Raw genomic sequence first — 24,294 nt, forward strand, 5'->3', positions numbered from 1 at the left:
ACTGTTGCTTATGAATTAAGTATATCAAGTTTGACATAAAAACGCATGTTACAGACTGCACCGAAGGCTCTCATATGGTAGACTGAACGTAAGATAATTGAAAGGAAGAAGACCTATGCGAATTCAGAACCGAGTACTAAAAGGGCAACAGAGCGGCGATGACATCCTGTTTTTGTTGGAGGCTGAAGCTGACCGTCCGACCGGCTCCCCTGCAAAGAAAATGATAACCGATTCCGAAGAACATTCATTTGTCTATTTAATGGACGAAGATGAAGGGTATACATACATACATTTCCCGAAAGACACTTGGCCATATATGGCGCTTGCATTGCAAGCCGGAACAGATCCGTTCCTTCTGTGGAACGATGAAAAAATTCCCTTGCCAGGTTTTGTAGAAGAGCTGACGATGCTCGTCTATAATATCGAAGGGAACGACAATTATGGAGAGGCATTCACGACTGCGGTGGAGCAGGAATTCGAGGCCTTCCTCCAAAACATCAACTACTAGTTTGGAGGGCTACTCATGAAGGAGTGGAAGCAATTTCTTGAACCGTATAAACAGGCCGTTGCCGAACTGAAGGTGAAATTGAAGGGGCTTCGCGCGCAGTACGAACTCGAAGGAGTCCATATGCCTGTAGAATTCGTGACTGGCCGAGTGAAACCGCTCGCAAGCATTTATGATAAAACACTTGAAAAAGGCATTCCTTTCCAACCTTCCGCGGAGTTGGCGGAAGAATTGCCGGATATTGCGGGTGTCCGTATCATGTGCCAATTCGTTGATGATATCGGCAAAGTTGTTCATACATTACGACAGCGCACCGATATGCAAGTCGTTGAGGAAAGGGACTACATTTCTCATAAGAAACCGAGCGGATACCGTTCCTTTCATATGATCATCGAGTACCCGGTACAGACGATCCACGGGGAAAGGACGATTCTCGCGGAAATTCAGATCCGTACGTTGGCAATGAACTTCTGGGCTTCGATCGAGCATTCCTTGAATTATAAATATCAAGGTGAATTGCCGAACGAAATCAGACATCGACTGGAACGGGCAGCAGAAGCCGCATTCAGATTAGATGAAGAAATGTCGTTGATTCGGGATGAAATACATGATGCCCAGCAATACTTCAGCGCATTTAAAGAAACTGCTGAAAGGGATTACGGCAAAACGAAACGGAAAAGGGGAGTCAATGATGAAATTCGCCATCCAGACGAGAAATGATTCATTATCGAATCGGTTAAAAGATGAAGCGAAGGATTATTTGACTGATTTCGGCTTAGTTTTTGACGAAGATGAGCCTGATATCGTTTTATCAGTCGGCGGGGATGGCACTTTACTCCATGCTTTCCATAAATATATCCACCGACTGAAGGATACTGCATTCATCGGCATCCATACTGGGCATCTCGGTTTCTACGCAGATTGGAAGCCTGCTGAAATGGAAAAGCTTGTCTTGTCCATTGCCCGGAAGGAATATAACGTCATCGAATATCCCCTTCTCGAAGTGACGATCAACTACCGGAATTCGGATAAAGTTGCAAAATATCTTGCGCTCAATGAATCGACGGTGAAATCACCTGAAGTGACGTTAGTCATGGACGTGGAGTTAAACGGTGTGCATTTCGAAAGATTCCGCGGGGACGGACTATGTATGTCGACGCCATCTGGATCTACCGCCTATAATAAGGCTCTCGGCGGCGCGATTATCCACCCGTCTTTGCACGCCATCCAACTGACTGAAATGGCTTCGATCAACAACCGGGTTTTCCGGACGGTCGGATCTCCGCTCGTTCTGCCGGCGCATCATAGTTGTGTGCTAACGCCGGTCAAAGGGCCTGATTTCATGGTGACGATCGACCATTTGCAACTATTGCATAAAGACGTGAAGTCGATTGAATACAAAGTGGCAGATGAGAAAGTGCGGTTTGGCAGGTTCCGCCCGTTCCCGTTTTGGACGAGGGTCCACGATTCGTTCATCGCGAGTGATGAGTAAAGTGGTTGTGGATAAAAAGAAGTTCACCCTGGAATTCATTGTCGATCAGGACAAAGTTATCCTCCGTGAATTCCTTCATAGCCATGGGATTTCCAAACGGACTTTAACGGCAGTGAAATATGACGGGGGCTGCCTGCTCGTGAACGGGACGGAGCAGACAGTAAGGCATATGCTCAGTAAAGGCGATAATGTCACAGTTCAGTTTCCACCGGAAGAGCCAAGCGTCGGTCTTGTGCCTGAAACTGGCAATCTAGAAATCGTCTATGAAGATGAAGCGATTTTGATCATCGATAAGCCTGCCGGACAAGGGACGATCCCTTCACGCGATCAACCGAACGGGACAGCCGCCAATTTCGTAGCTGGAAAGCTCGAAGCTGAAGGCGTTCTATCGACTGTGCATATCGTGACGAGGCTGGATACGGATACGTCGGGAATTGTTTGCATAGCAAAAAACCGGCATATTCACCATCTGCTCAGCGAACAGATGCAGACGACCGGTTTTGACCGCAGTTATATTGCGATTGTGGAAGGGTATATAAAGAATGACGCTTTTACGATTGAACAGCCGATCGGACGGAAGGATGGCAGCATTATTGAAAGGACAGTCCGGCAAGATGGACAATACGCAAGAACGGATGTCAAAGTAGTCGACCGCTTTGAACGGAACGGTGCGCCGTACACAATCGTTTCCTTGAAGCTGCATACTGGGCGAACACATCAAATAAGAGTCCATATGCAATGGCTTGGCCACCCGCTTGCTGGAGACGATTTGTACGGCGGCTCTCTTCAATTGATCGATCGTCAAGCGTTGCATTGCGCTGCTATCGGTTTCCGACATCCGCTGACGGGTGAACCGATGACCTTTACAAGTGGTTTGCCAGCGGATATGGAGCTATTAATTCCTCAATCAAAGTGAGTGAACTTCTCCGGGATGAATGTTTGCTTTGATGGAACGGAGACAATTTCCATTTCAGGATAGCGGACGGCGGTCAGTTTGCCGCCAAATACGCATCCTGTATCGATATTGACAGTCTGGTTGACGAACCGTGCATCTGTTACTGGAGTATGCCCGTAAACGATCCACGCGTCGCCAAAATACTTTTTCGCCCAATCTCTTCGAACGGGACGGCCGTCCGGAAGCGTTTCGCCGGTCGTATCCCCGTAGAGGACGAACGATTGTATTTTCTTTGAAAATGGTTCTCCGATCATCTGTTCACGAATTCCTGCGTGTGCGATAATTAGTTTTCCGCCGTCCGGATTTTCGTATAATGGCAAAGCTTCGTAGAATTGCCTATACCGATCCAGAAACCGCATTTTGTCTTTAGGAGGCAGGGCATTCAGCTCGGCCACAGTCGTTTCAAGCCCGTTCTTCAGCTGGACATTGCTGCCTTTCGAGAAACGGAACAGTTTGTTGCAATGGTTGCCGGGGGAATAAATAAGTCGGTGATCATCCTGCAGTTTGAACATCAATTCCAAAGTTTTTAACGAGGCCGGACCCCGATCCATCGCGTCTCCTACAAAAGCGAGCTGCCTTCCATCCTTATGGAAAGGCAATCCCGATGTGAATGAATAACCAAGCTTGTCAATTAGCGACAGCAATTCATCATAACATCCGTGTATATCACCAATAATATCCAGTTTCATATCGATTCTCCTTTGTAGAGATTCTCTTTTCATTATCATACCTTTAGGAATGCATTCATGCATGTCGGAGCGGAAAGGAAGGTGCAGCCATGACTGTAAATGAAGAAATTCGCGATGAAATTATTATCGACGAAGAAAAACTTATAAATTCATTGGAACAGCAAGATATTAAAACGTTCCGTGATGAATATTTGATGCTTCACCCATATGATCGAGCTGTTTTTTATGAAAAGGTGGAAGCAGAACAACGAAAAATGATGTATTTTTTCCTCTCTCCGAAAGAGTTGGCGGAAATATTCGAGACGAGCGAAATCGATGAAGATGAATATAAGCAGTTCCTTCAGGAGATGGACACGACTTATGCCGCGGATATGATTTCTCACATGTTCGTCGACAATGCGGTAGATGTCCTGAAAGAACTTGATAAAGCGCAGATTGCCAGCTATTTAACGTTAATGAATAAAGAAGCGGCTGCACAAATCAAATCGCTCTTGCATTATGAAGAATATACTGCCGGTTCGATCATGACGACGGAATACGTTTCGATTCCGCAATATTCGACTGTTCGCTCCGCAATGACGATTCTTCGGAATGAAGCGCCATCAGCGGAAACGATCTATTACGTCTTCGTCGTCGATGAAGATAATCGTTTAACGGGCGTCGTTTCGCTTAGGGATTTAATCATTACGGACGAAGATACGTTAATACAGTCGATTATGAATGAGCGTGTCGTCAGCGTACTCGTCTCCGATGACCAAGAAAACGTCGCAAGGACGACCCAAGACTATAACTTGCTAGCGGTTCCAGTCGTAGATTTCCAACAGCATATGTTAGGGATCATTACAGTCGATGATATTATCGACGTATTAGACGAAGAAGCATCCGATGACTATTCCAAGCTCGCCGCCGTATCCAATATGGACTCCTTTGACAAAACATCGTTTTCTGCTGCGAAGAAACGGATTCCATGGCTGATCATTCTGTTAGTGCTTGGTATGCTGACAGCGAATTTAATCGATCTTTTCACCGATACGATTTCGCAAGTCGCATTGCTCGCTGCATTTATTCCATTAATTGCAGGTACTGCTGGAAACAGCGGGACGCAAGCATTGGCGGTCGCAGTTCGCGGTATTGCAACTCGTGACGTTGAGGATGAAAGCAAGTTCAAACTGCTATTGCGGGAAGCGGGCACAGGCTTGATTACTGGGCTAATTTGTGCGATTTTCGTTGTCGGCCTCATTTTCATATGGAAGCATGAATTCATTATCGCGTTGCTCGTCGGGGCGGCCATTTTAGTTTCCATCTTTGTTGCAACGATTTCCGGATCGTTCATCCCGCTCTTCATGCACCGGATGAAAATCGATCCTGCTGTCGCATCAGGTCCGTTCATTACGACATTGAATGACGTCATTAGTATTATCATTTATCTTGGATTGGCAACGATGTTCATCGGCAGCCTTTGAACAGGGAAAGAACTTCATTCCGAATAGGCGCATATACTACGGAAAAAAGGGGGAATCAACATTTCCTACAATGAACCGTTACTATTTGTGCAGGGCCCGCCCGTCTATGTAAAGGTGGCCGTCTATGAGGAAGAAAGCACGTCAGTCTTTGTTCCGAACGATGTATCCGAGAGAGAGGCAATCGACGTCAACTCATCCGTTCAAGCTGAAAGCCATGTTGTCAACCCCGCCATCATGAGCAAAATACGCTATTTGAGCGAACCATTCCGGAAACAGGCCTATAAGCCTCTTCAATTCGTCATAGAAGGCAACGTCGTGAAAGGCGCGATCCATAAAGTCGAGAATGATATTCTGTGGATCGAAACGGAAAATATGATTTCTGAAGTTGAAATAGCAAAGATAGAAGACGTCCTCTGGCGCGGGCAGCCATTTGATGAAAGATATTAACAGGACGGACCAGCAAATGGTCCGTCCTGTTTTTGGGTATAATAAAATGAAAAACTGCCCGATCGGATTCGATCGGACAGAGTCAGCATCACAGGTTATTCCTTCAATCGTCGTCACAATCGATGAAAACGTCTTTCACGCATTGGATTGCACAGAAGCATTTTAAATCGACAGTAACGCAAGTGCCTGTCGCTTCAAAGTTTTCTACTTCGCATACTGCATCGAGGTCTAATTTGCCGTCTTTGAACAAGTCGACTTTTCGTCCTCTAGCATCACGCGGTTCAAGTACTTGGATTGTTGCGCAGCAATTGTCGAAAATATTTTGAACCCTGAAGAAGATCGAGAAACATGTTGCACAGTCTCTTCGACCTTGGTCGGAGGTCGTTGCGACATCATTATCGTCGAACCTTCTTCTTCTTTTGAACATTGCTTTGAATGGATTACCTTTTTCGTCCAATAGCATGAATACACGCGTATTGGCCCGTTGACGTGCAGGGCTTACAAGGCTACCGAGCGGAGTCAGGAAACAGTCAGTTCTGCAATCGTCGCAATCGAGATCATCGCGGATATCCTGCACACGCTTAATGGCACGGACAACCTCGCAAATGCAATTGTCGTTGCGCCGTACATCTCCGACTTCTTCATTTCTTCCACATCCCATTCATTCCACCTCCTTTTCTCAACTCCTTATACTTTATGCGCTTGATTGCTCAGGGCTAGGGCAAACATCACGCAATGAATAAAAAACAACAGCAATCGCCATACTGTTAAAAAAAGGGGATGGTGAATATTCGTCAGCTCATAACGGTGCTATGCTTAGTTCTTCTACTGTCTGGATGTATTCCGAATGAATACAAATTCGAAAATCATACAGACGAGGACGCAAGCAAAATGGAAGAGTTACTGAAGGGAGATGATCGTATTAAAGGGGCTGCTGCTCTGTTTTATGAAGATCATTTACTCGTTGGAATCCGTGTAAAAACTTTTTCCAGGTTTAATAAAAGAAAAATTGCCGATGAAATCGAAAAGAAGTTGAAGGAAGAATACCCGGATCTATCGGTTTTCGCTTCTGCGGATAGCAAGATTTTAACAGAAACGAATAAACTCATCTTGAAAGACGATGAAAAGGGAATGAAGAAAAAAATTCATCATTTGATATCACTAGCGGAGGAAGAGACATAATGGACAAAGACAAATACGCGAAACTGGAGCAGGGGATCACTCCGAAGCCGCCATTACTCAAAAACATGATTAAAGCATTTCTTGTAGGCGGCACGATTTGTCTCATCGCGCAGTTCATTGCACTTTTCTATATGACCTTCTTCGATTTCACTGAGCGGACTGCGAGCAATCCGACAGTTGCTACGATGATTTTCATCTCTATGCTGTTAACTGGATTTAGCCTCTATAAAAAAATTGGTCAAGTTGGTGGAGCAGGAGCGGCAGTCCCGATAACTGGGTTCGGTAATGCGGTTGTCTCTGCGGCGATCGAGCATAAGTCAGAAGGCTATGTGCTAGGTGTCGGAGGTAATATTTTCAAATTGGCTGGTTCAGTCATCGTGTTTGGTGTTTTTTCAGCCTTCCTCGTTGCCCTTATTAAGACGATTTTAGTGAAGATGGGAGTCGTTTCATGGTAATGAAAGGCTTGTTGACATTCCATTCGACCCCTTCCATCGTTGCAACGGGCGTAACAGCAGGACCACTTGAGAAGAAAAGTCCATTTCACACAGGCTTCGATAAGATGTATGAAGACGAAAGATGCGGCATGGAAACGAATGAACAGGGACATTCAAAATTGATGGAAGATGCATGCATGATTGCGTTAAGCAAAGTGGATAAAATTCCATCGGATGCCGATTTTATATTGACAGGGGATCTTGTCAATCAAATGACTCCTTCCAGTTTCTGTGCAACGACAGTTGGAATCCCGTATATCGGCATGTTTTCAGCATGCGCAACTTCAGTCTCGACATTGCTTCTTGCAGCATTGTTGACGGAAGCAGGAATGTCGAAATTGACAATTGCCGGTTCATCTAGCCAACATAATGCGATCGAAAGGCAATTCCGATATCCGATTGAATACGGCGCACAAAAAGGCAGCACCGCACAATGGACTGCGACAGCAGCAGGAGCGGCAGCAATTGCACCTTTCCAGGAAGGAGTTCCTTCCATAGAATGCGGAACGATTGGCATAGCGATTGATATGGGAATGACAGATCCATTGAATATGGGAGCCGCCATGGCGCCCGCAGCAGCTGATACGTTGAAGCGGCATTTGACTGGCCATGGAAAAGCTGCGAGTGATTATGATTTGATCATGACAGGCGATTTGGCTAAAGTCGGTTTTTCAATATTTCAAGAGCTAGTCAAAAACCAAGGAATTACCGATTTTCAGAACTTCAGTGATGCAGGGATGGAGTATTACGGTAACAATCCTGATTTCATGGCAGGCGCGAGCGGGGCAGGATGTTCAGCCTCCGTTTATTTTTCGGAAATTTATAAGAAGATGATGGACAAGGAATATAAAAGAGTACTCCTGATTGCGACTGGTGCGCTTCTTTCCCCATTATCGTACCAACAAGGAGAAACGATTCCGTGCATCGCGCACGCGATCGAACTAACGATGAAATGAGTGGTTTGATTGTTTTCGATTTACATTACCTCTTTTATAGTCGGCGGTCTCATTTGTATCATTGGCCAGCTGATGTTTGATGTAGCAAAGCTGACACCTGCACATACGCTCTGCATCCTTGTCGTAGCAGGCTCCGTATTGGATGGCTTTGGCCTGTACGAACCGCTCATTGATTTTGCAGGAACAGGTGCAACAATTCCAATCACATCTTTCGGTAACGCATTGACGCATGGAGCGCTTGCGGAAGCTGAAAAACACGGTCTCATCGGCGTGCTGACAGGGATGTTTGAAGTGACAAGTTCTGGAATCAGTGCAGCGATCCTATTTGGCTTCATTGCTTCATTTCTTTTCAAATCAAAGGGTACCAATTGAAAAATCTGTGCAAACGCCCCCTTCTTCTCTCCGCTATCTGCATAGGATAGACGGAAGGGAAGGAGGGATTTTTATGTTCGGTGGATGCTATTCTGGCGGAGGATTTGGCGGCGGCTATGGCGGGTATGGAAAAGGCTATGGCGGTTCCACTTTCGTACTGATTGTTGTTCTCTTCATCTTGCTAATCATCGTTGGCAGTAGCTTTGTCTAAGGAGGAGGGATGACAGGATGAATGACTCGTTTTTTAAAAAGATAGAATCAAAAACCGGCGTTCCGATGGAAGAAGTATTCGCATTGGCGAATGCAATTCAATATGCGGATTTCAGCGACGAGCGACAAGTGCGGAAAATCGTTAGAAAAGTAGGCCGACTCGCAAAAAAAGAAGTCCCGCCACATATGGAAGATGAACTCGTGAAATCAATTGTAAACAACGGCAAATCAGTAAATTTCAATGATATTCAGCGAATGATGGGTTAACCTAATAGCAACTGAATGATGTCTAAATACCCAAACCTATTGCATTGTCCACATAACCGATGACCCGAGCTGGAAATAGATTATGCCTAGTATTAGAATCAAAAAAATAGGTTAAAACAATCATTTTCAGTCTACTATGTTTCATAAACTATAAATAAGGTTAAAGGGTATGTGAGAAAATAATGTAAAGGGGTGTGGGGAAATGGGCTATATACTACCGGTTCAGCCGACGCAAGGTGAAATATACGCGAATCGAATGAATGCAGTGCGTAACAATTTCGCATATGTCGATCGGGTGGAAAAAGTTAAAATGGATCCGGATTTGATGGATAAATTCGATGATACGCTTCGAAGCGAACAGGAGCGGATCATGGAGGAAAGGGAACCAATTACTGAAAACTCCCGCCCTCCTTACTTGAAAGGGTTCATCTATCCAAATCCAGCCAACCTATCGCCTGAAATTGCGCAGCTTGTAGGAAAAGGACTCGCGGTAAACGAATATGTGTAAATGCATGAAGGATGGAATCTATATCCTGTAGCAAGGATTGAAGCTGACATCCAAAAAAGAGCAGACTCGCAACCGGTAAACGGAAGCGATCTGCTCTTTTTATTTGCCGAATTAGTTGGCGGTAATTTCCTTTTCCATTGCACGGTGCGGAATATCCGCATCCATGAATTCAGGTGACGTAACTGTATACCCGAGTTTTTCATAAAAAGGTACGGCATAAGATTGTGCGTTCAGTACGATTTTCGTCATTCCGACAGATTTTGCATGTCTTTCAAGTTCATGCATTATCAAATTCCCGAGATGCTTTCCGCGCAATTCTTTCACTACGCACACCCGCTCTACTTTAGCGATTCCCGAATCGATTTCCCGGATGCGTCCAGCTCCGATCGGGCGCTGTTCATCATAGACGATGAAATGGGAAGCGGTTTTATCAAACTCATCAATTTCAAGACTAATTGGTACACCTTGCTCATCCACAAACACTTTTTTCCGCACGTCATACGCATCTGCCCGTTCACGATCGGAACGGGCAATCTTTACTTCGATCAATCTTTAGCTTTCCTCGCCGAGACGGAAAGTTTCATAAACTGTCCAAGACCCGTCTTCAAGTTGATAGAGAAGGTGGATGCGATCGATAGTCTCGGTATGGTCTACACCAAACATTTTAATTTGACCGATAATATCGTCATGTTCACCAGAATTCAATTTTTGTGCGATTGTAATATGCGGGACGAAGGAATATTCAGGTTTTTCACCGAAAAAGTCTTCATTTAGGTCTTTATGAAGTGAAAGGATATCTTCATTTGGTGTAACTTTAAAGAAAATCGTATTGGTAATAGGTGCAAACGTGCTTACTTTCGATACATTCAATTCGAAAGGCTTATGGTTGCGAACAACTTTCTGGATAGCTTCCGCAACTTGTTCGATCTCCTTATCATCTGCCTCAAAAACACCTTTGACGGTCATGTGAGGCGTAATAAGTGCATAATGTGGATCATAACGTTTCCTATACCCATTCGCCAAATCTTGAAGTTTCTTTGAAGGGAAAGCTACAATACCATATTTCATAATAAAAGACCTCCTCGTAAAATGTTTACATACATCTTAGAAATAATTATAGCAGAATGAACTACTCTTTGAAATGTTTGGCATCAATCGTCTTGAAAGGATTCCTTAATTGCTCTTCGAACGTCCTGTTGCCAATACTTCCATGTATGGTTCCCTTTAAATTCTTCATAGAAGTATGAAAACCCTTTTCTTTTAACCAACTTATGCAATTCCCTGTTCGGAGTGAGGAAATCGCGGATGCCATCTTGAGTCGTTTTTACTTCCGTTTCCTCTTCGCCGATGACATGGTAAACGGAAAATGCTGATGGATCTTTGAATCCTTCCACTTTCTCCATTACATAATCATCGACATAGGGAGAATGAAGAATCACCTTCCCGAAGCAGTTCGGATATTTCAATGCGGTCAACAGCGAAATCGTTGCAGCCAATGAATCGCCGATCAACCCTCGGCCGGCGCCGACTTGGTAGGTCGGATAATTTTCATCGATATAAGGGACAAGCTCATGCGCAAGAAAACGGATATAATCTTCATGCCGGTCGCCTTCCGGATGGTACATCCTTCTGCGTTCCTCGACGCTTTTATACGGGATGCCGACAACAATCATATTATTGATGTCGCCTTCGTAAACTAATTCGTCCACAACTCGTCCGATTCTTCCATACTGAAAATAATCTTTGCCATCGGAAGCAATCAGAACTGAATACTTGTAAAGTGGTGAATACTGATATGGCAGGTGGATGAGAAGTTGCATATCCTCATCGAGCGCCTTGCTATATAAGTTTATTTCTTCAATTTTTCCGTACTCCATCCGCAAGTCCTCCCAGTTGTATGATGTAAGAAGATTGTAACATAAGTGAATGAACAGGTATAATGCTTGGATAACCTGTTACATGTTGGAAGGAACAGTCGCAAAATTGAGTAAACATCTGAAATGCTGCTGTCATATTATACGTGACGGGCAAAGGATAGAATGAGGAGGTAGTAATTATGTTCACTGGAAAAAACATTGTCCATTCCGATGTTGTTGCAAAAGCTACAAAAGAAGCGTTGATCCGAAGAGGTGTCACATTGGAAGATATCGCTAAAATCGTATACGAAATGCAAGTGCCTTATAACGAAGGTCTTGACCTTGCCGAATGTGTAGATTCAGTCGAAAGAGTGTTGCGGAAGAGGGAGCTTCAGCATGCAATCCTTGTCGGAATCGAATTGGATGAGCTCGGGGAACAAGGGAAGCTTTCAGCGCCGCTTCAACAAATCGTCGAATCTGATGAAGGGCTCTTTGGCGTGGATGAAACAATCGCATTAGGGGCTGTCTTTACTTATGGATCGATCGCCGTAACGACATTCGGCCATCTCGATAAAAATAAAATCGGCATTATCAATGAGCTTGATACGAAAAAGGGGAATGGCGTCCATACATTCCTTGACGATCTTGTTGCGAGTGTCGCATCGTGTGCCGCTTCAAGGCTTGCTCATCGAAAGAGAGATTTGGAAGAAGCAGGGATCACATATCTGGATGAAAAAACAAAATGAAATAATAAAAATGCTAATGACTTAAGGAAGATGAGGCGGTTGTCTAATCATCTTCCTTTTTTTATTATTTTGGAATGAAATCGCTTGCAAATTATAGACTATTTGTAATAATGATTGACAACTGAATCATAATTCGTGTTAGAATAGGTGATAAGTTGCAAAACTACTACTATACAAAAGGGGAGAAATATTGTATGAATAAGAGAATAATCCGCATACTTGCATTAGTTTCGATGCTTACATTGCTTGTTCTATCAGCGTGCGGTAAAAAAGACATTGAATATCTAAGTATTTTGACTGGTGGTACGCAAGGTACTTATTACGCACTTGGGGGAGCAATGGCAGAAAACATCAGTGAGGATACTGGTATTAAAACAACTGCTGAAGTTTCACAAGCATCTGCTGCGAACATGACTGCTCTTAAAGACGGAAACGCTGAACTTGCATTCGTACAGACGGATATCGCTTATTATGCGTCTAAAGGTGAAATGATGTTTAAAGGCGAAGTCATCGACACCGTTTCAGCAATCGGTTTCCTATATCCTGAAACAGTTCAATTAGTTACTACTGAAAAGTCTGGAATTAAATCATTTGCTGACTTAAAAGGTAAAAAAGTATCTGTAGGAGCACCAGGTTCAGGAACGTATGCGAATGCTGAACAGCTTCTTGAAATCCATGGTTTGACAATGGATGATATCCAAGCACAAGATTTGGACTTCGGTGAGTCTACAGAGAGCTTGCAAGCTGGTCAAATCGATGCAGCATTCATCACTGGTGGTACTCCAACAGCTGCTGTTGAAGCTTTGAACGCAACAGCGAAAGTATTTATCGTTCCAGTAGAAGATGCTAAAGCTGATGAATTGATTGCAAAATATCAATACTACGCAAAAGAAGTTATCCCAGCAGGAACTTATGGAATTGCTAATGACACACCTACAGTATCAGTTGGTGCAATGTTAGTAATCCAAAATGATATTCCAGAAGACGTGGCTTATAAAATCACAAAATCGATTTATGACAACGCATCTAAATTGACGCATCCGAAAGCTGCGTTGATTAAAGCGGAAACTGGACTAGACGGTGTCGGTATTCCAGTTCACCCAGGTGCACAAAAGTACTTCGACGAACAAAAATAATTGAATTCAAGCAGTTTGAAGATCGGGGCGGTGAAGCGATATGCTTCATCCGTCCCATTCTTAATTGCCACCCGGAAAGGAAGAAGGCGGATGAAATGGAAGAAAGTACTTCCGCCCGTCATTCTGCTATTCACGCTCCTTATCGTCCTCGCCTTTATTTTCCTGCCAATACATAAGGTGTTCTCATTTACGGAATATCGAGCCGATCATCCGAAAACCCACTATGTAAGGATGAAAAATGAGCAGGAATTTCAAATAAGGTATGTACACTCCATCTTTTTAACTGATGTAATTGAGTCCTATAAGGTGACCAATCAAAATGCCATACAGTTATTATCTATGCAATATGAAGATGTTGGAATTGGCTTGCCGGGATACGCGGAAGAAGGCCAAACGTTATCTGTCAAAGATGGTTTGTATACGCTTACCTTTGAGCATAACATTATTCAGTCATTCGTCCTTTTTGTTGGCGATGTTGACGCAGATCTTGCTTTCCGCTATGAGGGACTTGAAGTGGATTTAAAAGATCATTTAACAAGAGGAAAATCGTACACATTCTGTGTGCAACGCCTATCATTTTACCAAATGATGAAAGGAGTAATGATAAATGGCTAAAAATAAAAAACAGAAAGAAGAAATACAACTTAATTCCGAAATTGAAAGTAATGAAATGTTAACAGAAGAACAGCAGTTGGAAATTTTACAGAAGTACGATCCGGAGTCGAATACTCGGAATGTTAAAGGGATTTTCAAGATTATCGTGTTCGTTGGATTACTGGCCTTTTCGCTTTTCCAATTATACACATCCATCGGAACACCATACACTGCCTATATTCAGCGTTCCATTCACTTAGGGTTCGCATTGTCTCTTGTTTTTATTTTATTCCCTGCAAGAAAGAAACCGGGTGTGAAAAAAGACAAGGTTCCTTTCTACGACGTAATCCTATCCTTGCTTGCGGTTGCGGTTGGGTTGTATTGGCCGTTATTCTATGGTGACCTAATTGGCCGTGTTGGGCGGGTATCCGAAATGGACCTCTTCATCGGAATCGTTGCGATTCTTTTAACATTAGAGGCTGCACGTCGTGCGGTAGGTTTACCTATTACAATCATTTCGAGCATTTTCTTGGTATATGCATTTTTTGGACCGTATTTTCCAGGATTCCTTTCGCATCGTGGCCAGGATATAAAGAGTATTGTGCAGCTGATGTTCTATACGACGGATGGTATTTTAGGAACGCCAATTAGTGTTTCTGCGACATTCATCTTCGTGTTCTTGTTATTCGGGGCTTTCCTCGTAAAAACAGGCGTAGGGAACTACTTCAATGACTTGGCTGTTGTATTAGCGGGTCGTTTAACTGGTGGACCTGCAAAAGTTGCAATCTTCTCGAGTGCATTGCAAGGAACGATTTCAGGAAGTTCCGTTGCAAACGTTGTTGGTTCAGGTTCATATACAATTCCTATGATGAAAAAGTTAGGGTATCGTAAGGAGTTTGCAGGTGGGGTTGAGGCAGCTGCTTCAACTGGAGGACAAATCATGCCACCGATCATGGGGGCCGCTGCATTCCTGATGGTTGAATTCATCGGAGGCGTAACTTATTGGGAAATTGCCAAAGCGGCAGCTATTCCTGCTTTGCTTTACTTCACAGGAATTTGGATCATGACGCATTTTGAGGCGAAGCGTGTCGGTCTTCAAGGCATGTCAGAAGATCAAATGCCGGATCGGAAGGCGACATTGAAAAAGATTTATCTATTATTGCCGATTTTAGGAATTATCCTATTCCTATTGCTTGGAATTCCGACGATGAAAGCGGCATTATTAGGTATTGTTCTTACTTTAGTCGTCAGCTTCTTCGATAAGTCTACTCGTCTTGGATTTAAAGATATTATTATGGCGCTTGTTGATGGTGCACGTACTGCATTGGCTGTTGCGGCAGCGACTGCGTGTGCCGGTATTATCGTTGGGGTTGTTGTTAAAACAGGGTTAGGGTTAAGTCTTGCAAATGGACTCGTTTCGGCTGCAGGTGGAAATATCCTATTGACGCTTATGTTCACAATGTTGGCAGCGCTAGTATTAGGGATGGGTTCACCTACAACGGCTAACTATGTCATTACGTCTACAATTGCGGCTCCCGCCATCATCCTATTGCTCATGGGTGGTGAAATGGGACCAGGTACAACAGTTCCAGTCGTAGTCGCCATTTCTGCTCACTTGTTTGTGTTCTATTTCGGAATCATCGCGGATATTACGCCGCCCGTTGCACTGGCAGCATTCGCAGCCTCGGGCATTTCCGGCGGAGATCCGATCAAAACGGGAGTGGTTTCCGCAAAGCTAGCGATTGCGGCATTCATCATCCCCTATATGTTTGTTTTCAATCCGGCCATGCTCATGATTGACGCAAGTCTCTTTGAGATCTTATGGGTCACCTTCTCCGCAATCGTCGGTATGATTGCAATCGGTGCGGGCATGATCGGCTATTGGTACCGGAAGTGTAATTGGATCGAGCGTATTCTCGCTGTCGTAACAGGGTTGTTGTTGATTTACCCGGAAACGATTACGGATATTGTCGGTTTAGTCCTCTTCGTCATCCAAGTTGCTATCCAGTGGAAAACGAAGAACAATACACCGAAAAATAAAGCAGCAGTCGCATCATAATTAATAAGGCTGTCACATTGTCAACTAGACAACTGTGACAGCCTTTTCTAATAATAGAAACGCATAAATCGCCACAACGACGCATAAACACTACGAAACACGCATAAACCCGCTGCTACACGCATAAACCGCTACAACGACGCATAAATGCTGCAAATCACGCATAACCCCACCCGCATCATACCCCCAATAGGAATAAAATCACCGGTATCGTCACTATGCTGATCATCGTCGTCACAAACGTCGTGAACGAAACGAGATCCGGCTCTGTTCCGAACTGCAATGCGAACATCGTCGTATTTGCCGCCGCAGGCATGGATGCTTGGATGATCAAGACCGCTCGAAGTGTGTCATTCACAGGGAGGAACAGCAAAAGCAGCATTGCTATAGCAGGTGATGCAATCATGCGAATAATTGTAACGACTGTAACATATCGATACGTTACTTTCTTCCTCGCAATTGCAGCCAACTGCATCCCTAAGACGAGCATGACAGTTGGAATCGATGCGTCTGCCACCAAGCTGATCCCTTCCATTAACGGTTCCGGCAATCGAATTGTAAAGAATTGCAGGCAAACGCCGAGCAATGCCGCGTAAATAAGAGGCATTCTAATGACTCGTTGCATTGCATCCTGCCATGTAGCCCGCTCATTACTTCCAATGGAAGCAAAAAATATGCCAAATGTATTCATCAATAAGGATTGGAACACCATCATGATAACTGCATAGTCGAATCCGACAGCGCCTAACGCGAAAAGCACAACGGGAGCCCCATAATTGCCGCTATTCATGAACACGCCGCCTAAAATCATCGCAGACTGTTCAGAACGGGACGCTTTCATCACCCTTGCGGTAATCAAAACAATTAGGAAAAGAATAAGAGATAAAAGCAAACTGAAAAGGATGATATAAAAATAATCCCACGTAAGAGGGTTTCCGTAAAATGTCCGGAAAGCCAAAAAAGGGGACATTAAATATAAAGCGGTTGTAGAAATGGATTTAATATTGAACCCTATCAGTTTTTGTCCAATGAATCCAACTGCAAAAATGAAAAACACCGGGAAAATGATGGAAAGAAGCTCCAAGCTGTCCAACTCCCAACTTATATATACAAGTATTCTAAACATAATTAGTTGGAAACACCATGTATTAATTCATAGGATAAAAGATTTGGAGTCAATTAATTAAAAGTTTATAGACTATTGAAATATTACAATAATATGTCTATAGTGTAATAAGACAAACAAAAATATGGAAAAAATGAATACGTAAATATCAATAGGGAAGTTGGGATGAATCGGAACTAATTAAAACACGAATTCTTAATATCCACCTTCTTCGGGTGGAAGCAACTGTAAGAACAAATTGAAAGGCGGAATAACAAATGCTGAAATTATCAAATGTATCGATTACGTATAATGATAGAGCTGTTCTCGATAAATTGGACCTTACCGCAAATATAGGGGAAATCATCGGAGTGGCGGCACCTAATGGTACGGGGAAATCTACAATGTTCAATGTCATGGCGAACTTTGTGAAGCCCGATTCGGGACATGTGCTATTTGATGGTAAATACGCGTACCGAAATGAAAAAGAAGAATTATTGATCCATAAGAAGTTGTGCACGTTCCCTGAACAGAAAGATCTGTTCGAGGAACTGTCGGGAGTGGATCATTTGAATTTATATGCAAACATGTGGAAAGGATCATCGAAACATGTTCCGGCAGTAATTGAACGTCTTCATATGGGCAATTATGTTAAACGGAAAGCGCGGACATATTCATTAGGAATGCGGCAGCGCCTATGCTTTGCTATGATGATGGCTGCAGATACGCCAGTCATGCTAATGGATGAAGTGATGAACGGCTTGGATGTCGATAATGTAGCGTTAATTTCAGAATGCTTAATGGAAATGAAAAAGAATAAGCTCATCTTTGTTGCCTCCCATTTACTATCCAACTTGGATCTATATGCAGATAGGGTTCTTTTTCTCAAAGACGGAAAGTTTGTACATGAACATAGATTTACAGGTGAAAATGATGTGTTCCTTAAAATAGAAGTAACTCCGGAACAATACGAAGCATTGAAAGAAAAAGTTGTGCTTCCGCAAGGCTACATCTATTTAGCGAAACACTTATTATGCATCCCACTTAAGGGGATGAGCGAGTCTGAACAGACAAAGTGGATCGAGCGGATGCTCGATTATAACGAAAAAGAAATGGCGGTCGGTCCTATGGGGACGGTGGAATACTATGATAAGTACTATTCAAAGAATGTTTAAAAGTACTGCGGTGCAATGGTAAATGCCTTACCTTTATGCGCTTTTTTCTCAATACTTAACGACCAAAAGGGGAAGCTGGGATGAATCGTAATTATTTGAAGCATGAATTTCTTATTACAGTGAGAAGCAGACGGAATATACCTTTTCTATTGTTCATAGGTGTATTGCTGCTGAGCTATTGTCTCATTCTGTTGCCGAACGAAGAAACGAAAGAAACATATAAACCTGACGAAGTGAGAAGTTATTTAACAGATCTCGAAGTGGAACAAGAATTCAGGGAGGCGAAGGGGAATACGGGCATTATCTTAATGACGGGCATGCCTGTCTATTCCATAAATGCATACTATTACAAGCTGAATCACGCAATGCTTACAGCATATGAGGACAACAACTATCCCCGTTTCCTTTATTTAAGGAACTTTTCCTTAGTAGGAAATGAATATGAATATACATCAGATGAAAACCTTTTTGCGCTATCTCCATACCCGGGGAAAGATCGATCTCATTTATATAAGCAAACGATGATGAGATATGAAGATTATTTAACGAATGACTACCCCATTACATATGGTTTGATGTATGAAAAGACAGGGTTGCAAGCATTGCAAAAGTTCCTGCTGACGAATGGGGTTCTATTCATCCTATTTTGTGCGATCTTTTTTAGCAGTGATATGTTATCGAGGGACCGCAAAAATCGGTCAGTCCTGCAAGGCGTTCCTTTATCCTGGTATCGCCAATTGAACTTGAAATCAATATCCGCTTTCTTCTATTCGTTGCTCGTTATTATCGGAATTCTTGTTGCGGGGATTGTCGTGATGAGCGTGCAATTCGGTTTTGGTTATTTCGATTTACATGTACCTATCATGATCGCACAAGAAACTTTCACGTTAGAGGATTATGATGTCATTTCAATTGCTGCCTTTTTAGGGAAAACATTGATAGTCGTCCCTCTATTAATCTTCCTCTTTATCCGATTGAACGTCATTTTGGGTCTTCTGTTTAAAAATGAATGGCTCGTCTTGCTAGTCAGCAGTTTAATTCTCTTCTCGGACCGCCTTTTCGTTTCAAGGACGACAAGAGAGATATTCGGAAAAGATATTAGTTTCTTTCCTCAAACGTATTTTGATTTCGGGAAAATTGTAAATGGGGATAAGAACTTTCTATTAAATATAGAGACGATTACGTATATGAAAGGTATTATCGTATTGCTTGTCACGATTGCTGTAATTGAACTTGTGCTGTTCATTCTTTCAAAGATCATTAATAAACGACGTTTCTATTTTGCGTAAAAATATGTTACGAGGAAGGATACAATTATGTTTTGGAAGTATTTATTATTTGAAACAAAGCTATTGCTCCATAATCGGAAAAACTGGTTGCTAGGAATTGGTCTCATCCTGTTTTTCCCTTTGTACTACTCCCAATACAGTCAAATTGATATTAAAGATATGCAGAAGCTCAAAAACGAGGAAGCACAGCATTTCCATACAGTGTTCAATGCGTTTCCTGAGGAATTGCGGGATACGGCTGAAGGAGAAGCGATTTATACCAACTTGACCCAACAATCTTCATTGATTAATATGCAAAGGTTTTATTTATGGAAGAAAGACGATTATGACAAATATATTGAAGATGGCATTAAATTGAACGAATTGCGCCTTGAATTAGATGAGTTAGGAAACAAAGGAATCCATCCGAACTATGTTATTCCAAAGGATGTCATACAAAAAGAATTGGCGATCTTGCGCTATTACAAAGTACATAAATTGCCGCTTGTCCCAAATCCATTCGTAGCAAGCAATTATTTGCCTGTTGCATTGAGCATGATCAGCGGTTTGCTATTTTGCATTTTCGTTTTAATAATCGGAAGCAGCATGTTGTTGAATGACCAGCAACATCGATCCGTTGTTGGCGGTTTCCCTATATCTTTCATGCAAAAAGTTAGCGGCAAGGTAGCCATCCATCTAGTTCAAGTTATATTATTCCTAGGTTTGGGCGTTCTCATCGGCGGTTATTATGTTGCCCAAAAAACGGAATGGGGAAATTTCATCGCGCCTATCCTTATTTATCAAGACATGGATTACATTGCGGTGTCGACAGTCAGGTATTTAACTTACATGTTCATCGCATTTGCGTTAATTACCTTATTCCTGTTGCTCGTATTTGTTCTCATCAATGTCATGACGAAGAATTTGTACGCGACAATTTTGGCGATGCTTGTCATTTTACTACTGCCTGATGTAATGAGTGTCGCAGATGTTAAATTCAATTGGCTGTATCCATTGAAATTTATCGACATCAGCTCCGTATTGAATGGGGAAGCAGCTATGGAATTCGGCAATGAAAAATTGGACTTCAAACATTCATTTCGTTGGTTAGTAGGTCTCAATCTGCTAGCCGTAGCTATTCTGTACGGGCGGAATAAACTTCTATACATCCGAAAAGGGGAAGTCGCATTAAAATCAAACTGATAAGGCAGCGGAGGATGCGACTTCATCTGAGAAAATAAGGAACGGTGGAGTATTATGAAAAACACGATGCAGCAATGGTTTCAACTGTTAGACGGCAAGATGGGCTCAACACTTTTAATCGCCTCATGCATACTGATCCTGTCGGCATGTCATCCTTTACAAAAATCGGAGACCGAAAAAGTAGGTCCTTATGAGAAGAACTTTGAAATTGTCGGTTCTGAAAAGGATGCATTGATCGGGAAGGTGAACCCGGCAATTTTCACGACCGTGGATCGGAGCAACGAAAACGCTGAACAGGTTGAAAGTGAGGTCTATACGAAAGAAGGAGTCAAGTTTACTCTTCAACCGGGGAGATATTCAATCTCGGGATATCCTGCGGGAAACATTTTTATTTATGATGAAAACGGAGAGCTTGTAATCCGTGAAATTGTAGGGCATACAGGGGGAGTCGGTAGTTTGTCGGTCGACATTGATGGTACGTATACTGTTTTTGCGGACGGCGGGTATGATCACGTCAGTTTCGTACCGATGCCGACACAGCTATCTACTGACTTAAATGCAGGTATTTGGGAAGTCGGACTGGATATTGAAGCTGGTGACTATATATTCGGCAGCGAGTACGGTCTCGGATACTTGGAACTTCACGAAGAGGGGAAGGAACCTGTCCTTTATGAAGTAATTGGTGGCAATGAGACTGGTTCAAAAACTCGCGTGAAATTGACGGATGGGCAAAAGCTAAGGGTTACGGGAATCTCTCTCGTAAATTTTAAGCCGGTGGACGAATAAAAGAAACGGTAGATCTAACATGATCTGCCGTTTTTCAATAAATCGACGAAAGTGAGTGGCTTATAATGCAAAATGTAATTGACTTGGAGAAAGTAATGTTTCGTAGGGGCAATAAAGAGATTCTTGCAAATATCGATTGGACGATCAAAAAGAATGAGCATTGGGCGATTTTAGGGTTGAATGGATCAGGTAAAACGTCGCTACTCAATATTATTTCCGCACATCAATTTCCGACTGAAGGAGAGGTTCACGTTCTAGGGAACCGATTTGGCGAAACGAATTTACCGGAATTGCGAAAAGAGATCGGCTTTGTAAGCAGTTCGTTGGAGCGATTCGCTCAAATGTTTCAAAATGACACGGTCGAGCGAGTTATTATTAGTGGAAAGTTTGCGAGTTTCGGCTTGTATGAGCATCCATCTTCGGCTGATTGGGAAAGAGCAGACGAGCTGTTGCATGATTTTCGGTTATCCTACTTAAAAGGAAAGCGCATTAACTTGCTTTCGGAAGGTGAAAAACGTCGGATTTTAATTGCTAGAGCACTCATGAATAAACCACGAATGCTCATTATGGATGAACCGTGTTCCGGTCTTGATATTTTATCAAGGGAGCAATTTCTACATACATTGCAAGTTGTTACGAAAAATAACTGCCATCTCGTCTATGTGTCGCACCACGTCGAAGAATTGATGGAGGACATTACCCATGTCCTTCTTTTAAAAGAAGGAAGAATTGTGGCATCCGGAAAGAAAGAGGACGTCATGACTGATGAATTGCTATCGGAAACATATAAAGTACCGGTAAAAATCCGATGGGATGAAGGCAGACCATATCTTTCGATCAAAAGAAGTGCCCCTGTGGAAAGTTGACCGAATAGAAATGTTCACGTAAATGTACGTTACCGTGCGGTGCTTTTTTTCTTTCTATAATACAATGGTTGTAATGATATGAAGAAAGGAACGAGGTGCCTGTGCAACTCACACTCACATTCATCATTTTAGGAATTACAGTCGTTTTATTCATGACGAATAAAATACGTGCCGACCTCGTCGCTATTCTCGCCTTGCTCGCTTTCGTCCTGACGGGAATCTTAACACCGGTTGAAGCGTTGTCAGGTTTTTCCAACTCAGTCGTCATCATGATCGCTGCCTTATTTGTAATAGGAGCCGGTATTTTGAGGACAGGGCTGGCGCAAATGGCTGGTACATTATTATTGCGGTATTCAGGTGATAGCGAGAAACGGCTGTTCATTCTCCTATTGGTCATTGTCGCTTCGGTCGGCGCATTCATGAGCAATACAGGAACGGTCGCTCTCATGCTGCCGATCGTTATTAGCATCGCTATCAGTATTAACAGCAGTCCGTCGAAGTACTTGATTCCGCTTTCCTATATGGCAAGCTTCTCAGGTTTGCTTACGCTGATTGCGTCACCGCCCAATTTGATCATCAGTCAAATGCTTGTCGATAATGGGTATGAAAAACTTGGCTTCTTCCAAGTCACCCCAATTGGCATCATCGGAGTTATCGTCGGTCTCATCTATTTGTATTTGGTTCGAAATTCATTGCTGCCGAAAGGGAAGAAGGCTTCTAATTCAAATCAGGCCCAAAAGCTGTCGACGAAGCGATTGGCGGCTGACTATCAGCTTGGGGGAAACTTGTATGTAGTGAAAGTTCCGGAAGGGTCTGAAATGATTGGGAAGCGGCTCGCTCAATTGAAGATTCCCGCGACGTATAAGCTATGTATTTTAAAAATAAGCAGGAAATCGAAGGAAGGTCTGAATTTATTGCCGATGACCTATCAAGAGATGGCCGGGCCAAACAGCATCATTCAGCCGAAGGATCGACTATACGTGCAAGGGTCCGCCGAAGATGTAGAAAAGTTCGTTGGAGATTATGGTTTGGCCATTGAACAAGGAACGTCCGAGGCAGATGAACTCGTATCTAAGCAACTGGGCATCGCGGAAGTGCTCCTTACCCCGCATTCGAAGTTAATAAATGAGACGCTCCGAACAATCAACTTCCGCGAAAAATACAATTTGAATATTTTGGGCATCAACCGTCAAGGTGAGTATGTCGTGAAAGATATGTCGAAGCAAAAACTCCGGTTCGGGGATGCTCTTCTCGTGCAAGGTTCTTGGGATTCGATCGAATTGCTTTCACGTGAAACGAGCAATGTCGTCGTCATAGGCCAGCCGAAAGAACATGCAAGCATGGCGGCTGCGAGTGGGAAGGCATCGATCGCGGGCGCAATCATGATTTTAATGGTTCTCCTCATGGTGTTTGAAGTATTTCCTGCAGTCATTTCAGTATTGATTGGCGCTGCATTGATGATTTTAACAGGCTGCGTACGGAATATGGATGATGCATACGGGCAGATCAACTGGGAGAGTATCATCCTTATCGGTGCGATGCTTCCAATGGCAACCGCGCTTGAAAATACAGGCGGAATGGTACTGCTTTCGGAAGGGATCATCCAATTGCTCGGCGGGCTTGGACCATTGGGCGTGCTAGGGGGCATCTTCCTATTGACGATGACTTTCGGCCAATTCATTAGCAATACCGCAACAGCTGTCTTGTTCGCGCCGATTGGATTAAGCGCAGCCCTCAGCATCGGCGTTAGTCCTTATCCGTTTCTCATTGCAGTTGCAGTCGGGGCAAGCATGGCATTCTCAACTCCAGTCGCCTCACCGACTAATGCGCTCGTCATGACTGCTGGCGGCTACCAATTCAAAGACTTTGTAAAAATCGGCGTACCGCTTCAATTGATCATGCTTGTCGTCATGATGATTGCTATTCCAATATTGTTTCCGTTTTGAACCGTTACCGGTTT

General features: G+C 43.2%; 29 protein-coding genes. 23 read left to right on the forward strand and 6 right to left on the reverse strand.

The features are described 5' to 3' along the window. The first annotated feature begins 115 nt into the window (after window positions 1-115). The 4 genes from AC0L13_RS05405 to AC0L13_RS05420 are packed head-to-tail and all read left to right on the forward strand — an operon-like array spanning window position 116 to window position 2,913. On the forward strand, window positions 116-508 hold the full coding sequence (locus AC0L13_RS05405) for a UPF0738 family protein (protein ID WP_473644731.1): 393 nt from the start codon (window positions 116-118) through the stop codon (window positions 506-508). A 15-nt stretch (window positions 509-523) separates the two neighbouring features. Beyond that, window positions 524-1,225 (forward strand): GTP diphosphokinase, encoded by a 702-nt coding sequence (yjbM, locus tag AC0L13_RS05410; RefSeq protein WP_473644733.1) that lies wholly within the window; start codon window positions 524-526, stop codon window positions 1,223-1,225. Further along, window positions 1,197-1,997 carry an NAD kinase gene (locus tag AC0L13_RS05415; protein WP_473644735.1) on the forward strand — a complete coding sequence of 267 codons (801 nt, stop codon included), beginning with the start codon at window positions 1,197-1,199 and terminating at the stop codon, window positions 1,995-1,997. The genes yjbM and AC0L13_RS05415 overlap by 29 nt, the downstream gene beginning before the upstream one ends. A 7-nt stretch (window positions 1,998-2,004) precedes the next feature. After that, window positions 2,005-2,913 carry an RluA family pseudouridine synthase gene (locus AC0L13_RS05420; protein WP_473644737.1) on the forward strand — a complete coding sequence of 303 codons (909 nt, stop codon included), beginning with the start codon at window positions 2,005-2,007 and terminating at the stop codon, window positions 2,911-2,913. On the opposite strand, the gene prpE is transcribed toward AC0L13_RS05420, so the two are convergent. Then, window positions 2,901-3,641: a bis(5'-nucleosyl)-tetraphosphatase PrpE gene (gene prpE, locus AC0L13_RS05425; RefSeq protein ID WP_473644739.1), complete on the reverse strand. Its 741-nt coding sequence runs from the start codon at window positions 3,639-3,641 to the stop codon at window positions 2,901-2,903. The genes AC0L13_RS05420 and prpE overlap by 13 nt on opposite strands. A gap of 89 nt (window positions 3,642-3,730) precedes the next feature. On the opposite strand from prpE, the gene mgtE reads away from it, so the two are divergent. Both mgtE and AC0L13_RS05435 read left to right on the forward strand, forming a co-directional pair. Beyond that, window positions 3,731-5,104, forward strand: coding sequence for a magnesium transporter (gene mgtE, locus AC0L13_RS05430; RefSeq protein WP_473644740.1), 1,374 nt, complete (start codon window positions 3,731-3,733; stop codon window positions 5,102-5,104). Between the two features lie 87 nt (window positions 5,105-5,191). Beyond that, window positions 5,192-5,551 (forward strand): hypothetical protein, encoded by a 360-nt coding sequence (locus AC0L13_RS05435; RefSeq protein ID WP_473644742.1) that lies wholly within the window; start codon window positions 5,192-5,194, stop codon window positions 5,549-5,551. 103 nt (window positions 5,552-5,654) lie between these two features. Here AC0L13_RS05435 and AC0L13_RS05440 read toward each other — a convergent pair whose 3' ends face one another. Further along, window positions 5,655-6,212 (reverse strand): CotY/CotZ family spore coat protein, encoded by a 558-nt coding sequence (locus AC0L13_RS05440; protein ID WP_473644744.1) that lies wholly within the window; start codon window positions 6,210-6,212, stop codon window positions 5,655-5,657. Window positions 6,213-6,331: 119 nt separating this feature from the next. Between AC0L13_RS05440 and AC0L13_RS05445 the strand changes: the two genes are divergently transcribed. The 7 genes from AC0L13_RS05445 (at window position 6,332) to AC0L13_RS05475 (ending at window position 9,540) form a co-directional block, all read left to right on the forward strand. After that, window positions 6,332-6,733, forward strand: coding sequence for a hypothetical protein (locus tag AC0L13_RS05445; RefSeq protein WP_473644746.1), 402 nt, complete (start codon window positions 6,332-6,334; stop codon window positions 6,731-6,733). Next, a complete protein-coding gene (gene spoVAC, locus AC0L13_RS05450) occupies window positions 6,733-7,188 on the forward strand; it encodes a stage V sporulation protein AC (RefSeq protein WP_473644748.1) in 456 nt (151 codons plus the stop codon). The genes AC0L13_RS05445 and spoVAC overlap by 1 nt, the downstream gene beginning before the upstream one ends. Beyond that, window positions 7,182-8,183 carry a stage V sporulation protein AD gene (locus AC0L13_RS05455; protein WP_473644750.1) on the forward strand — a complete coding sequence of 334 codons (1,002 nt, stop codon included), beginning with the start codon at window positions 7,182-7,184 and terminating at the stop codon, window positions 8,181-8,183. The genes spoVAC and AC0L13_RS05455 overlap by 7 nt, the downstream gene beginning before the upstream one ends. Window positions 8,184-8,192: 9 nt before the next feature. Next, window positions 8,193-8,555, forward strand: a complete 363-nt coding sequence (gene spoVAE, locus AC0L13_RS05460) for a stage V sporulation protein AE (protein WP_473644752.1) — start codon at window positions 8,193-8,195, stop codon at window positions 8,553-8,555. A gap of 73 nt (window positions 8,556-8,628) precedes the next feature. After that, window positions 8,629-8,766: a YjcZ family sporulation protein gene (locus AC0L13_RS05465; RefSeq protein WP_473644753.1), complete on the forward strand. Its 138-nt coding sequence runs from the start codon at window positions 8,629-8,631 to the stop codon at window positions 8,764-8,766. Window positions 8,767-8,783: 17 nt separating this feature from the next. Continuing rightward, window positions 8,784-9,032: a stage VI sporulation protein F gene (locus AC0L13_RS05470; RefSeq protein WP_473644755.1), complete on the forward strand. Its 249-nt coding sequence runs from the start codon at window positions 8,784-8,786 to the stop codon at window positions 9,030-9,032. A 202-nt stretch (window positions 9,033-9,234) separates the two neighbouring features. Beyond that, on the forward strand, window positions 9,235-9,540 hold the full coding sequence (locus tag AC0L13_RS05475) for a hypothetical protein (protein ID WP_473644757.1): 306 nt from the start codon (window positions 9,235-9,237) through the stop codon (window positions 9,538-9,540). Window positions 9,541-9,651: 111 nt separating this feature from the next. Here AC0L13_RS05475 and AC0L13_RS05480 read toward each other — a convergent pair whose 3' ends face one another. From AC0L13_RS05480 to AC0L13_RS05490, 3 genes are all read right to left on the reverse strand, one after another. Then, window positions 9,652-10,089: a GNAT family N-acetyltransferase gene (locus tag AC0L13_RS05480; protein ID WP_473644759.1), complete on the reverse strand. Its 438-nt coding sequence runs from the start codon at window positions 10,087-10,089 to the stop codon at window positions 9,652-9,654. A 3-nt stretch (window positions 10,090-10,092) separates the two neighbouring features. Next, complete coding sequence (locus AC0L13_RS05485; protein ID WP_473644760.1) at window positions 10,093-10,608, reverse strand: YjcG family protein; 516 nt, start codon at window positions 10,606-10,608, stop codon at window positions 10,093-10,095. Window positions 10,609-10,691: 83 nt separating this feature from the next. After that, complete coding sequence (locus AC0L13_RS05490) at window positions 10,692-11,417, reverse strand: alpha/beta hydrolase (RefSeq protein ID WP_473644762.1); 726 nt, start codon at window positions 11,415-11,417, stop codon at window positions 10,692-10,694. A 179-nt stretch (window positions 11,418-11,596) separates the two neighbouring features. Between AC0L13_RS05490 and AC0L13_RS05495 the strand changes: the two genes are divergently transcribed. From AC0L13_RS05495 to AC0L13_RS05510, 4 genes are all read left to right on the forward strand, one after another. Next, on the forward strand, window positions 11,597-12,142 hold the full coding sequence (locus AC0L13_RS05495; protein ID WP_473644764.1) for a phosphatidylglycerophosphatase A family protein: 546 nt from the start codon (window positions 11,597-11,599) through the stop codon (window positions 12,140-12,142). 194 nt (window positions 12,143-12,336) lie between these two features. Further along, complete coding sequence (locus AC0L13_RS05500) at window positions 12,337-13,278, forward strand: TAXI family TRAP transporter solute-binding subunit (RefSeq protein ID WP_473644766.1); 942 nt, start codon at window positions 12,337-12,339, stop codon at window positions 13,276-13,278. Between the two features lie 90 nt (window positions 13,279-13,368). Beyond that, entirely contained in the window at window positions 13,369-13,893 is a 525-nt protein-coding gene (locus AC0L13_RS05505; RefSeq protein WP_473644769.1) for a DUF1850 domain-containing protein, read from the forward strand. After that, entirely contained in the window at window positions 13,886-15,931 is a 2,046-nt protein-coding gene (locus tag AC0L13_RS05510; protein ID WP_473644771.1) for a TRAP transporter permease, read from the forward strand. The genes AC0L13_RS05505 and AC0L13_RS05510 overlap by 8 nt, the downstream gene beginning before the upstream one ends. A gap of 178 nt (window positions 15,932-16,109) precedes the next feature. On the opposite strand, the gene AC0L13_RS05515 is transcribed toward AC0L13_RS05510, so the two are convergent. Continuing rightward, entirely contained in the window at window positions 16,110-17,057 is a 948-nt protein-coding gene (locus tag AC0L13_RS05515) for an AEC family transporter (protein WP_473644773.1), read from the reverse strand. 257 nt (window positions 17,058-17,314) lie between these two features. Here AC0L13_RS05515 and AC0L13_RS05520 point away from each other — a divergent pair, with 257 nt between their 5' ends. From AC0L13_RS05520 to AC0L13_RS05545, 6 genes are all read left to right on the forward strand, one after another. Beyond that, entirely contained in the window at window positions 17,315-18,211 is an 897-nt protein-coding gene (locus AC0L13_RS05520) for an ATP-binding cassette domain-containing protein (RefSeq protein WP_473644775.1), read from the forward strand. Window positions 18,212-18,291: 80 nt separating this feature from the next. Further along, window positions 18,292-19,500 (forward strand): hypothetical protein, encoded by a 1,209-nt coding sequence (locus AC0L13_RS05525; protein WP_473644777.1) that lies wholly within the window; start codon window positions 18,292-18,294, stop codon window positions 19,498-19,500. A gap of 27 nt (window positions 19,501-19,527) precedes the next feature. Next, window positions 19,528-20,682, forward strand: a complete 1,155-nt coding sequence (locus AC0L13_RS05530) for a hypothetical protein (protein ID WP_473644779.1) — start codon at window positions 19,528-19,530, stop codon at window positions 20,680-20,682. Between the two features lie 54 nt (window positions 20,683-20,736). Next, window positions 20,737-21,468 (forward strand): hypothetical protein, encoded by a 732-nt coding sequence (locus AC0L13_RS05535; protein WP_473644781.1) that lies wholly within the window; start codon window positions 20,737-20,739, stop codon window positions 21,466-21,468. A 65-nt stretch (window positions 21,469-21,533) separates the two neighbouring features. Then, complete coding sequence (locus tag AC0L13_RS05540; RefSeq protein ID WP_473644783.1) at window positions 21,534-22,334, forward strand: ABC transporter ATP-binding protein; 801 nt, start codon at window positions 21,534-21,536, stop codon at window positions 22,332-22,334. Window positions 22,335-22,429: 95 nt separating this feature from the next. Further along, window positions 22,430-24,280, forward strand: a complete 1,851-nt coding sequence (locus AC0L13_RS05545) for an SLC13 family permease (protein WP_473644785.1) — start codon at window positions 22,430-22,432, stop codon at window positions 24,278-24,280. Window positions 24,281-24,294: the final 14 nt, after the last annotated feature.

The sequence above is a fragment of the Sporosarcina sp. QA0331 genome (genome assembly GCF_055808055.1).

Excerpts from the sequence above, each read along its gene's own strand:
- AC0L13_RS05405 (WP_473644731.1), top strand. The coding sequence starts at position 116 with ATGCGAATTCAGAACCGAGTACTAAAAGGGCAACAGAGCGGCGATGAC.
- AC0L13_RS05525 (WP_473644777.1), top strand. The coding sequence starts at position 18,292 with ATGAATCGTAATTATTTGAAGCATGAATTTCTTATTACAGTGAGAAGC.
- AC0L13_RS05505 (WP_473644769.1), top strand. The coding sequence starts at position 13,369 with ATGAAATGGAAGAAAGTACTTCCGCCCGTCATTCTGCTATTCACGCTC.
- AC0L13_RS05470 (WP_473644755.1), top strand. The coding sequence starts at position 8,784 with ATGAATGACTCGTTTTTTAAAAAGATAGAATCAAAAACCGGCGTTCCG.
- AC0L13_RS05530 (WP_473644779.1), top strand. The coding sequence starts at position 19,528 with ATGTTTTGGAAGTATTTATTATTTGAAACAAAGCTATTGCTCCATAAT.
- prpE (WP_473644739.1), bottom strand. The coding sequence starts at position 3,641 with ATGAAACTGGATATTATTGGTGATATACACGGATGTTATGATGAATTG.
- spoVAC (WP_473644748.1), top strand. The coding sequence starts at position 6,733 with ATGGACAAAGACAAATACGCGAAACTGGAGCAGGGGATCACTCCGAAG.
- AC0L13_RS05490 (WP_473644762.1), bottom strand. The coding sequence starts at position 11,417 with ATGGAGTACGGAAAAATTGAAGAAATAAACTTATATAGCAAGGCGCTC.
- AC0L13_RS05445 (WP_473644746.1), top strand. The coding sequence starts at position 6,332 with ATGGTGAATATTCGTCAGCTCATAACGGTGCTATGCTTAGTTCTTCTA.
- AC0L13_RS05415 (WP_473644735.1), top strand. The coding sequence starts at position 1,197 with ATGAAATTCGCCATCCAGACGAGAAATGATTCATTATCGAATCGGTTA.
- AC0L13_RS05510 (WP_473644771.1), top strand. The coding sequence starts at position 13,886 with ATGGCTAAAAATAAAAAACAGAAAGAAGAAATACAACTTAATTCCGAA.
- AC0L13_RS05440 (WP_473644744.1), bottom strand. The coding sequence starts at position 6,212 with ATGGGATGTGGAAGAAATGAAGAAGTCGGAGATGTACGGCGCAACGAC.
- AC0L13_RS05475 (WP_473644757.1), top strand. The coding sequence starts at position 9,235 with ATGGGCTATATACTACCGGTTCAGCCGACGCAAGGTGAAATATACGCG.
- AC0L13_RS05465 (WP_473644753.1), top strand. The coding sequence starts at position 8,629 with ATGTTCGGTGGATGCTATTCTGGCGGAGGATTTGGCGGCGGCTATGGC.
- AC0L13_RS05485 (WP_473644760.1), bottom strand. The coding sequence starts at position 10,608 with ATGAAATATGGTATTGTAGCTTTCCCTTCAAAGAAACTTCAAGATTTG.
- AC0L13_RS05455 (WP_473644750.1), top strand. The coding sequence starts at position 7,182 with ATGGTAATGAAAGGCTTGTTGACATTCCATTCGACCCCTTCCATCGTT.
- AC0L13_RS05540 (WP_473644783.1), top strand. The coding sequence starts at position 21,534 with ATGCAAAATGTAATTGACTTGGAGAAAGTAATGTTTCGTAGGGGCAAT.
- AC0L13_RS05520 (WP_473644775.1), top strand. The coding sequence starts at position 17,315 with ATGCTGAAATTATCAAATGTATCGATTACGTATAATGATAGAGCTGTT.
- mgtE (WP_473644740.1), top strand. The coding sequence starts at position 3,731 with ATGACTGTAAATGAAGAAATTCGCGATGAAATTATTATCGACGAAGAA.
- AC0L13_RS05495 (WP_473644764.1), top strand. The coding sequence starts at position 11,597 with ATGTTCACTGGAAAAAACATTGTCCATTCCGATGTTGTTGCAAAAGCT.
- yjbM (WP_473644733.1), top strand. The coding sequence starts at position 524 with ATGAAGGAGTGGAAGCAATTTCTTGAACCGTATAAACAGGCCGTTGCC.
- AC0L13_RS05515 (WP_473644773.1), bottom strand. The coding sequence starts at position 17,057 with ATGTTTAGAATACTTGTATATATAAGTTGGGAGTTGGACAGCTTGGAG.
- AC0L13_RS05500 (WP_473644766.1), top strand. The coding sequence starts at position 12,337 with ATGAATAAGAGAATAATCCGCATACTTGCATTAGTTTCGATGCTTACA.
- AC0L13_RS05535 (WP_473644781.1), top strand. The coding sequence starts at position 20,737 with ATGAAAAACACGATGCAGCAATGGTTTCAACTGTTAGACGGCAAGATG.